General features: G+C 72.9%; 8 protein-coding genes and 1 pseudogene. 8 read left to right on the plus strand and 1 reads right to left on the minus strand.

The annotated features are described in order from the left end of the window. On the plus strand, positions 1-778 hold a 778-nt coding region (locus AB0J52_RS14730), incomplete at its 5' end, for a DMT family transporter (protein ID WP_500182103.1). Here the strand turns inward: AB0J52_RS14730 and AB0J52_RS14735 are convergent. Further along, positions 775-963 (minus strand): hypothetical protein, encoded by a 189-nt coding sequence (locus AB0J52_RS14735; protein ID WP_500182104.1) that lies wholly within the window; start codon positions 961-963, stop codon positions 775-777. The genes AB0J52_RS14730 and AB0J52_RS14735 overlap by 4 nt on opposite strands. A gap of 157 nt (positions 964-1,120) precedes the next feature. Here AB0J52_RS14735 and AB0J52_RS14740 point away from each other — a divergent pair, with 157 nt between their 5' ends. From AB0J52_RS14740 to AB0J52_RS14770, 7 genes and pseudogenes are all read left to right on the plus strand, one after another. After that, the gene (locus AB0J52_RS14740) at positions 1,121-2,080 is read left to right on the plus strand and encodes a glycoside hydrolase family 18 protein (RefSeq protein ID WP_500182105.1); all 960 of its coding nucleotides are present in this window, start codon (positions 1,121-1,123) and stop codon (positions 2,078-2,080) included. Positions 2,081-2,230: 150 nt separating this feature from the next. Beyond that, positions 2,231-2,431 (plus strand): hypothetical protein, encoded by a 201-nt coding sequence (locus AB0J52_RS14745; protein ID WP_500182106.1) that lies wholly within the window; start codon positions 2,231-2,233, stop codon positions 2,429-2,431. A gap of 269 nt (positions 2,432-2,700) precedes the next feature. Then, positions 2,701-3,624: a 4-hydroxy-tetrahydrodipicolinate synthase gene (gene dapA, locus AB0J52_RS14750; RefSeq protein WP_500182107.1), complete on the plus strand. Its 924-nt coding sequence runs from the start codon at positions 2,701-2,703 to the stop codon at positions 3,622-3,624. Beyond that, on the plus strand, positions 3,621-5,309 hold the full coding sequence (locus tag AB0J52_RS14755; RefSeq protein ID WP_500182108.1) for a ribonuclease J: 1,689 nt from the start codon (positions 3,621-3,623) through the stop codon (positions 5,307-5,309). The genes dapA and AB0J52_RS14755 overlap by 4 nt, the downstream gene beginning before the upstream one ends. 206 nt (positions 5,310-5,515) lie before the next feature. Continuing rightward, complete coding sequence (locus AB0J52_RS14760; RefSeq protein ID WP_500182109.1) at positions 5,516-8,173, plus strand: FtsK/SpoIIIE family DNA translocase; 2,658 nt, start codon at positions 5,516-5,518, stop codon at positions 8,171-8,173. A gap of 380 nt (positions 8,174-8,553) precedes the next feature. Beyond that, the gene (locus AB0J52_RS14765; protein WP_500182110.1) at positions 8,554-9,348 is read left to right on the plus strand and encodes a helix-turn-helix domain-containing protein; all 795 of its coding nucleotides are present in this window, start codon (positions 8,554-8,556) and stop codon (positions 9,346-9,348) included. 72 nt (positions 9,349-9,420) lie between these two features. Continuing rightward, positions 9,421-10,052: pseudogene (locus AB0J52_RS14770) on the plus strand (30S ribosomal protein S12 methylthiotransferase RimO); the annotation flags it as partial.

Consider the following 10,052-nt stretch of genomic DNA (forward strand, 5'->3'; position numbering starts at 1 on the left):
CCCGGCGCTGCTCGCGGTCGCGGCGGGCGTCGTGTTCGGATTTCCGGTGCTGTCCACGATGGCGCTCGACCACGGCTCGTCCTCCGCGCACGCGGCCGTGGTGGTCGCCCTGCTCCCAGCGGCGACGGCCGTGGCCGCCGTCGTGCGCGCGGGGGAGCGGCCGTCCCCGGCTTTCTGGGCCGCGAGCGGGGCAGGACTCGCGTGCGTCGCGACCTTCGCGCTGGTCCGCGCGGGCGGGCGGGTCACGGCCTCCGACCTGCTGCTGTTCGGCGCGCTCCTCGCCGCCGCGATCGGCTACTGCGAGGGCGGGCGGCTCGCGCGGGAGATGCCGGGCTGGCGCGTGATCTCGTGGGGGCTCGTCATCGCCGCGCCGGTGTCGCTTCCGCTGACCGGCCGGCTGCTCGCCACCACCCACCCGCGCTGGACCGGCGACTCGGTCCTCGGCTTCGCCTACGTCTCGGTGTTCTCCGCCTACCTGGGCTTCTTCGCCTGGTACGCGGGGCTCGGACGCGCCGGGATCGCCCGGGCCAGCCAGGTGCAGCTCACCCAGCCCGTCATGACCCTGCTCTGGGCGGCCCTGCTGCTCGGCCAGCCGGTGGACGCCGCGACCGGCCTCACCGCCGTCGCCGTCCTCGTCTGCGTGGCGCTGACCCAGCGCGCCCGGATCACGCACACCGCGCGCCCGGCCCCGGCCCCGTCTTCAACCCCGGCCCCGGCGCCGGTTCCGGACCCCGGCCGTCCGGGCGCTCCGCGGCGTTCCGGGACGCCCCGGCGCTAGTCGCGGACGATCTGGGCCAGCAGGGTGACGACCGTGGCGGCCAGGGTGAGGGGGACGGCGGTCTTGGGGAACGCGGCGGCGACCCCGGCCGTCGCGGCGGCCACGGTGAGGATCAGCAGCGTCCGGGTGCTCAGCAGAGGGCGATCCGCGCGGGCGCGGGTCCGTCGGGTGGGACGTGTGGACATGGCCTGCGCCTCCTCTTCGGAGTCGATCGCCTACGGAAAGTGTGCACCCGCGCGGGTGATCTCGGTAGGAGCCGATCGGCGTGTCGTACCGCCTTCCGGAAGGATGGCTGGAATGCGGCGGATTTTTTGGTGGACCGGTTGGTGTGTCAGCTATGCGTTGGGCCTGGTCCTGCTCATCGGAACCGGGGCCTGGGCCTGGTGGCAGGACGACCCCGAAGCGCCCGGAACCGGGACGAACGCCCTGTGGGCGCGGCACCAGTGGGTCGGGGAGGCGCACAGCGACGCCGAGTACCGGGCGTTCGCCCGACTGCTCCGGGACAACCGGATCACCGACGTGTACTTCCACGCCGGGCCGTTCGAGGCCGACGGGACCGTCCCGCCGGACAAGTACCGGAACGCGTCCGCCCTGCTCAAGGCCATGAAGGCCTACGCCCCGGACGTCCGGGCGCAGGCCTACCTGGGGCAGATCCGCAAGGTGGAGGGGCAGGGCGTCATCGAGATCGGCGACGCGCGCGTGCAGGAGCGGATCCTGCGGACGGACGCGGCGATGCTCGACGCCGGGTTCGCCGGGATCCACTACGACTTCGAGCCGATCTATCCGGACGACACCGCGTTCCTGCGGCTCCTCGACCGCACCCGCGACCTGGTCCGCTCGCGGGGCCGGCTCCTCTCGGTCGCCCTTGAGCAGCCCCCGCTCAGCGACGCCCTCCAGCCGGTGTTCAAGGCGCTGGCGCCCCGCACCGGGACGGCCCACTACCCGCCCCGCCCGACCGAGGAGTACCTGCGGGCCGTCGCCGACCGCGCCGACCAGGTCGCGATCATGGCCTACGACACGGCGATGCCCACCCAGGCGCTCGCCGGCTGGCACTTCGCGCACCACACCGAGCGGGTGCTGCGGCTGATCGGGGACCGGACGACGGTGTTCATCGGGGTCCCGACGTACCGGCCGGTGGCGCACTGGGCGGAGAACCTGGAGGTCGCGCTGCGCGGGGTGCGGCGCGGGATCGCCGACCTGCCCCGGCAGCCGCGCCGTCCCTACGGCGTGGGCGTGTACGCGGACTGGACGACCTCGCCGGCCGACTGGGCGCGCTACCGCGCCAACTGGCTTGCCCCATAGTCAGACAAACCAGCCCATTTCGCCACCCCGCATGTCACGTTCCCAAACTCGCGTCCGCGCAGGTGGGAAGCCCCGGATAGGTCGCCGCCCGGCGGGTAGTCATCGTGCGTATCGCCTTACTGGCGGATGGTGAGGAAAGTGGGGACGCCGATGAGCGACAAGCACACCCCGCACGACGGCGACCGGCTGAGCCGGTTGAGCTCGGAGTTCGCCGGCTGGCACTTCGGACGGGGCGGATCGGGCCAGTGGTGGGCCGTCCGCGGCAACGACCTCGTCCGGACGGCCAGCGTCGAGGAACTCCGCCATCGGGTGCGGGAGCTCACCGCGCGAGGCCGGGTATGGACTGAGTGACCCCGTAACGCGGCATTTGCGTGCCGCGATGTGGTGAGGGAAGCCGCCCTCCGCGCGTACCCCCGAGCGTGTGGCGGGCGGCTTCTCCATGCCCGGCCCGGCGCGGCTCCCCGCCCCGCCCCGCCCGCTCCCGGCCCTCTCCCCGACCCTCCCTCGGGCCGTCCCCCGCCGGTTTCCGGCTCGTTCCCAAGCGTTTCCACGGCCGCTTCGCCCCGGTAGAGCACACCTGCGGGTCCAAGCCGGGCGGGCGGAACGGTACCGTTCGGTGCATGGCACCCAGCACAACGAGTGACGCGCCGTACGGGCGGATGCTGACCGCGATGGTCACGCCGTTCCTGCCCGACGGCGGCGTCGACTACGACGGCGCCGCCCGCCTGGCGACCCACCTGGTCGACCGGCAGCGCCACGACGGCCTGGTCGTCAACGGGACCACCGGAGAGTCCCCCACCACCAGCGACGCCGAGAAAGAGCGCCTGGTGCGCACCGTGGTCGAGGCCGTGGGCGACCGCGCCGTCGTCGTCGCCGGGGCCGGCACCAACGACACCGAGCACAGCCGCCGGCTGGCCCGGCAGGCCGAGGCCGCCGGGGCGGACGGGCTGCTCGTCGTCACGCCGTACTACAACAAGCCGCCGCAGGAGGGCCTGCTGGCGCACTTCCGGTCCGTCGCCGACGCGTCCGGCCTGCCGGTGATGCTGTACGACATCCCGGGCCGGTCCGGGGTGCCGATCGCGACCGACACGCTGCTCCGGCTCGCCGCGCACCCGCGGATCACCGCGGTGAAGGACGCCAAGGGCGACCTGTTCGCGGGCTCGGTCGTGATGGCCGAGACCGACCTGGTGTTCTACTCCGGCGACGACGCGCTGAACCTCGCCTGGCTCGCCATGGGCGCCGCCGGGTTCGTCAGCGTGGTCGGGCATGTCGTCGGCGCGGACCTGCATGAGATGATCGACGCGTACCGAGCGGGGGACCACGGGCGCGCGCTGGAGATCCACCGGCGGCTGCTGCCCGTGATCACCGCCATCATGACCCGAACACAGGGCGCGATCGCCGTCAAGGCCGCCCTGAAGCTGTTGGGCCTGCCCGGGGGTGGGGCGCTGCGGCCCCCGTTGGCCGAGGCCTCATCCGAATTCGCGGCGCGCCTCGCAGAGGACCTCACGATTGGGGGAGTGCAAGTGCCGGAGGTCACTAGGTGAGCCATCCTCACCCTGAACTGTCGACTCCGCCGCCACTGGCGGCCAACGGGCTGCGCATCGTCGCCCTGGGCGGTCTCGGGGAGATCGGCCGCAACATGACGGTGTTCGAGCACGCCGGAAGGCTGCTCATCGTCGACTGTGGCGTGCTGTTCCCGGAGACCGAACAGCCCGGGATCGACCTGATCCTGCCCGACTTCGACTACATCCGCGACCGCCTGGACGACATCGAGGCGGTCATCCTCACGCACGGCCACGAGGACCACATCGGGGCCGTGCCGTACCTGCTGCGCGAGCGGCCCGACATCCCGCTGGTCGGCTCCAGGCTGACCCTCGCGCTGCTGGCGGCCAAGCTCCAGGAGCACAGGATCCGGCCGGTGCTGCGGGAGGTGAAGGAGGGCGACCGGCACGGGTACGGGCCGTTCGACGTCGAGTTCCTCGCCGTCAACCACTCGATCCCGGACGCGCTCGCCCTCGCCATCCGCACGCCGGCGGGGCTGGTCCTGGCGACCGGCGACTTCAAGATGGACCAGCTCCCGCTGGACGGCCGGCTGACCGACCTGCCCGGGTTCGCCCGGCTCGGGGCCGAGGGCATCGACCTGCTGATGTCGGACTCGACCAACGCCGAGGTGCCCGGGTTCGTCACCAGCGAGCGGGCCATCGGCCCGGTCGTGGACGAGGTGTTCCGCACGGCGGAGGAGCGGCTCATCGTCGCCTGCTTCGCCTCGCACGTGCACCGCGTCCAGCAGGTCCTGGACGCGGCCGTCGCCAACGGCCGCAAGGTCTGCTTCGTCGGCCGCTCGATGGTCCGCAACATGGGCGTCGCGCGCGAGCTCGGCTACCTGGACGTCCCCGAAGAGATCATGGTGGACGTCAAGGACCTCGACAGCGTCCCGCCGGACGAGCTGGTGCTGATCTGCACCGGGTCGCAGGGCGAGCCGATGTCGGCGCTGTCCCGGATGGCGGCCCGCGACCACCAGCAGATCCGGATCACCGAGCGCGACACGGTCATGCTCGCCTCGTCCCTGATCCCCGGCAACGAGACCTCGGTCAACCGGGTGATCAACGGACTGACCCGGTGGGGCGCCCGCGTCGTGCACAAGGGCAACGCGCTGGTGCACGTCTCCGGGCACGCCTCGGCGGGCGAGCTGCTGTACGTCCTCAACATGACCAAGCCGGGCAACTTCATGCCGATCCACGGCGAGTGGCGGCACCTGCGGGCGCACGCCAAGCTCGCCGCGCAGACCGGCGTCCCGGCCGAGAACATCGTCATCGCCGAGGACGGCGTGGTGGTCGACCTGGTGGACGGCCGCGCCAAGATCGTGGGCGCGGTCCCGGCCGGGTACGTCTACGTGGACGGCCTGTCGGTCGGCGAGGTCACCGAGACCTCGCTGAAGGACCGGCGGATCCTCGGCGAGGAGGGCTTCGTGTCCATCGTCGTCGGGATCGACTCCTCCAGCGGCAAGCTGGTCGCGGGGCCGGAGATCCACGCCCGCGGCGCGGGCATCGTCAACGAGGACTTCGACGCGATCATCGACCGCCTCGAGGACGCCCTGCGCGACGCCGCCTCCAACGGCGTCAACGACCACCACCAGATCAACCAGGTCATCCGCCGCACCGTCGGCAAGTGGGTGAGCGACAACTACCGCCGCCGCCCGATGATCATCCCGGTCGTCGTCGAGGTCTGACCCCGGCGACGACCGCGCGGCGGCCCCGGACCGGCCCACCGGTCCGGGGCCGCCGCGCGTCCCGGCCGGGGGCGCTCGTGGGCGGGCTCCGGCGCCGGTGGCGGGCGGTCCCAGGGGGCGGCAGGGACAAAACGGATTCCTCGGGTCGCACTGACACGCCGGGGCGATCCTGGGAACGCCGGTCGGACTTGGTTAATGTCAGCACCATGGCCACACGTCCGTCCGGGGGAGCGAAGACCGCGCCGTCGTCCTCGCGTTCCAGGGGCGGCGGCGGACCGGCGCGGCCGGCCGGCGGCAAGCCGCCCGCGCAGCGCAGGCCCCGGCAGGGGGCCGGAGGGAAGGGCGGCGGCGGCAAGGGACGCGCTCCCGCGCGCCGGCAGCAGCCCAGCCAGCCCGATCCGATCCCCCAGCTGGTGCTCGGATTCTTCAAACTCCTGTTCAAGCTCTACCACCTGGCCGCCGTGGCGGTCGGGTCGGTCTTCCGGGCGTACGGCAACGGCGCGCGCGACCTCGACGAGCAGCACCGCCGCGACGGGCTCGGCCTCGCGCTGCTCGGCGCGGCGATCGTGCTCGCCTCCGTGCTGTGGTGGACGCCCGAGGGCGTGGTCACCGTCGCGCTCGAACGGGTGGTGCGCGGCGCGCTCGGCGTGCTCGCGATGGCGCTGCCCGTCGTGCTCGCCGCGCTGGCCTGGCGCACGCTGCGGCACCCCGAGCACAACGAGGACACCGGCCGCGTCGTCATCGGCATGACGGCGCTCGGCGTCGGCGTGCTCGGCATCATCCACGTCGCCTCCGGCGGCCCGACCCCGGCGCACGACATGCCCGGGGTGCGCGGCGCGGGCGGCGTGATCGGCTGGCTGGTCGCCGCGCCGCTGCGCGCGACGCTGTCGGGGTGGGTGGCGGTTCCGCTGCTGCTCCTGCTCTCCGGGTTCGGGCTGCTGGTGGTCACCGCCACGCCGATCGCCCGCGTCCCCGACCGGCTGGCCGAGCTGTGGGCGGTCGCGACGCTCCAGGGCCGTCCGCCGCGTCCGGACGAGACGGCCGGCGACGACACCAAGCCCAAGCGCCGCCGCAAGAAGGACGAAGACGGCGACGGCGAGCTGGAGGTCGGGGAGCACTCCCGGCCGTACGACACGCCCGTCCTCGACGAGTCGTCCGCGGCCGGCAAGAAGGGCAGGGGCGGCAAGGCCGACAAGAGCGGCGACCTCGCCGACGAGCTGTTCGGCCCCGACCCGCTCGGCGTGGACGACGTCCCGCCGCCGCCTCTACCCGTCGACGACGTGCCCGATGACCTCCCCGGCGACATCCTGGTCGACTCTCCGGAGGCCGCGCCGGAGGTGCCCGATCCGACGCCCGGGCCGTCCCGCACCGAGCAGCTGCCGCTGTCGTCCTCGGGGGAGATCTACGAGCTGCCCGACCCCACGGCCCTGCGTCCCGGCAGTGTCGCCAAGCCGCGCACCAAGGCCAACGACGCGGTCGTCGCGTCGCTCACCGAGGTGCTGGAGCAGTTCAACATCGACGCGCAGGTCACCGGCTTCACCCGGGGCCCGACGATCACCCGGTACGAGATCGAGCTCGGCCCGGCGGTCAAGGTCGAGAAGATCACCGCGCTGACCAAGAACATCGCGTACGCGGTCAAGTCGTCCGAGGTCCGGATCATCTCCCCGATCCCCGGCAAGTCGGCGATCGGCGTCGAGATCCCGAACGTCGACAAGGACATCGTCAGCCTCGGCGACGTGCTCCGCTCGCCCGCCGCGACCAACGAGCACCACCCGATGATCGTCGGCCTCGGCAAGGACGTCGAGGGCCGCACGGTGGTGGCGAACCTGGCCAAGATGCCGCACATCCTCATCGCGGGCGCGACCGGCGCGGGCAAGTCCACCTGCATCAACGGCCTGATCACCTCGGTCATGATGCGGGCCACCCCGGACGAGGTCCGGATGATCCTGGTCGACCCCAAGCGGGTCGAGCTGACCATGTACCAGGGCATCCCGCACCTGATCACGCCGATCATCACCAACCCCAAGAAGGCCGCCGAGGCCCTGGAGTGGGTGGTCGGCGAGATGGACCGCCGCTACGACGACCTCGCCGCGTCCGGGTTCCGGCACGTGGACGACTTCAACAAGGCGGTCCGCGCGGGCAAGCTCACCGCGCCGCCCGGCAGCGAACGCGTCTACACGCCGTACCCCTACATGCTGGTGATCGTGGACGAGCTGGCCGACCTCATGATGGTCGCGCCGCGCGACGTGGAGGACTCGGTCGTCCGGATCACCCAGCTCGCCCGCGCCGCCGGCATTCACCTGGTGCTGGCGACCCAGCGACCGTCGGTGGACGTGGTGACCGGCCTGATCAAGGCGAACGTGCCGTCCCGGCTGGCGTTCGCGACCTCCTCGCTCGCCGACAGCCGGGTCATCCTCGACCAGCCCGGCGCGGAGAAGCTGGTCGGGCAGGGCGACGCGCTGTTCCTGCCGATGGGCGCGAGCAAGCCGATGCGGCTGCAGAACGCCTACGTCTCCGAGAAGGAGATCCACACGGTCGTCGCGCACTGCAAGGCGCAGATGGAGGCGGTCTACCGCGAGGACGTCGGCGCCGCGGCGGGCCCGAAGAAGGAGATCGACGAGGAGATCGGCGACGACATGGACCTGCTGGTCCAGGCCATCGAGCTCGTCGTGACCACGCAGTTCGGCTCGACGTCCATGCTGCAGCGCAAGCTGCGCGTGGGGTTCGCCAAGGCGGGCCGCCTGATGGACCTCATGGAGAGCCGCGACATCGTGGGGCCGAGCGAGGGGTCCAAGGCGCGCGACGTCCTGGTCAAGCCGGACGAGCTGGCCGGGGTCCTCGCCGACGTCCGCGGCGGTTCCTGACGGCGTCCGGCTGCGGCTCGCGCCGTCCGGTGCCGCCGGTGGGCATGACGCACTGGGAACAGGCCCGGTCGTCACCCCTCGTCAGAGTGTGGTGACGTACCGGGAGTGGCTGCCGGGGGGCGCCGGGGGCCGGTTCCGGTCCCGCCGAGCGGAGGGCTGTCCCCGCCCTGTTCAGGGCCGGAATGCATGATCCACTCGCGCCGGGGTAGGTGCCGCCGTGAAGGGTGGCGGCCGATGGCCGGAGCATGGACGGATTGATGCGAAATCTTGCCCCGTTTCCCATGTGTTGACTATCGCCCCCCGGGCATGGCGGTTCCTAGACTGGGAATCTCCGGCGTGGGGGTCGGTCGCCTGAAGGTTGCGCTCTGAGGGAGGCTCGCGTGAGCATCGGTGAGACCTTGGCGAGGGAGCGCGAGCGGGCCGGCCTCAGCCTCACGCAGGTGAGCCTCCGCACCCGGATCCGGGAGTCGGTCGTCCGCGGGATGGAGCACGACGACTTCACCGCGTGCGGCGGGAACTTCTACGCCCGCGGGCACATCCGGAGCGTCGCGCGGGTGATCGGCATCGACCCCGAGCCGCTCGTCCAGGAGTTCGACGAGGCCCATGGCGGCGCCCCGCAGCCGGCGTCCGCGGTGTCGGTGTTCGAGCCCGACCAGCAGGTCCCGCTGCGCGGGCGGCGGTCGCCGAACTGGACGGCCGCGATGGCGGTCGCGCTGGTCCTCGTGGTCGGCTACGGGGTCTTCCAGGTGCTGTACCGCGGCGGCGGCGAGCACCACTCCGCCCAGCAGGTCGCGGGCACCCCGGTCGGGGCCGCGCCGCGCACGGCCGCGCCGGACGGCACGGTCTCCCCGGCGCCCAGCGCCACCCCCCACAAGGGCGTCCAGATCAAGCTCAAGGCCCGCCGGTCCACCTGGGTGCAGGTCCGCGGCGACAAGGGCCGGCCGCTGTTCACCGGCGTGGTCCCGGCGGGGGAGAGCCGGAACTGGTCGGCCCGCAAGGTGATCAGGATCGTGATCGGCAACGGCGGCGGCGTCCGGCTGACGGTGAACGGCCACGACATCGGCAAGCCCGGCGAGACCGGACGCGTGCTGACGCTGAAGTTCCACCCGTCCGACCCCAAGCCCGAGGACCTCAAGTCCGAGAGCCCCAAGCCCGCGGACGGCGGGTCCGCCTGACGCCCGTCCGTCCGGCGGACCGGGGACTCTCCGTGGTCCGGCGAGGCTCCGGAGCCCGTTACCTTTGGATACATGTCCACTAGCCGCAAGGTCTCCCTCGTCACGCTCGGTTGCGCCCGGAACGAGGTCGACTCCGAAGAGCTCGCCGCCCGGATCGAGGGCGCGGGCTGGGACCTGTCCGACAGCTCCGAGGGCGCCGACGTGGTCGTGGTGAACACCTGCGGGTTCATCGACGCGGCCAAGAAGGACTCCATCGACACCCTGCTCGCCGCCAAGGACTCCGGCGCGAAGGTCGTCGCCGCCGGGTGCATGGCCGAGCGGTACGGCGCGGAGCTGGCCGCGGCGCTGCCCGAGGCCGACGCGGTGCTGAGCTTCGACGACTACGCGGGCATCGGGGACCGGCTGGACGACGTGATGGCCGGACGGCGGCACGAGGCCCACCAGCCCCGCGACCGCCGCACGCTGCTGCCCATCTCGCCGGTGGAGCGGTCCGGGTCCGCGGCGGCCGTGGCCATCCCCGGGCACGGCGCGGGCCACGCCCACGGCGCGGGCCACGCCAACGGCACGGCCGGTCAGCCCGGCCAGGACGCCCCGTCCGACCTGCCGGACGGTCTCGCCCCCGCCTCCGGGCCGCGCGTGCTGCGCCGCCGCCTGGGCGGCGGACCGGTCGCGCCGCTGAAGCTGGCGTCCGGCTGCGACCGGCG

Origin of the sequence: Spirillospora sp. NPDC049652, assembly GCF_040675125.1 — a bacterium.
GTDB lineage: Bacteria > Actinomycetota > Actinomycetes > Streptosporangiales > Streptosporangiaceae > Spirillospora.

Coding starts and splice junctions, on each gene's coding strand:
- AB0J52_RS14735 (WP_500182104.1), bottom strand. CDS start 963: ATGTCCACACGTCCCACCCGACGGACCCGCGCCCGCGCGGATCGCCCT.
- AB0J52_RS14745 (WP_500182106.1), top strand. CDS start 2,231: ATGAGCGACAAGCACACCCCGCACGACGGCGACCGGCTGAGCCGGTTG.
- dapA (WP_500182107.1), top strand. CDS start 2,701: ATGGCACCCAGCACAACGAGTGACGCGCCGTACGGGCGGATGCTGACC.
- AB0J52_RS14760 (WP_500182109.1), top strand. CDS start 5,516: ATGGCCACACGTCCGTCCGGGGGAGCGAAGACCGCGCCGTCGTCCTCG.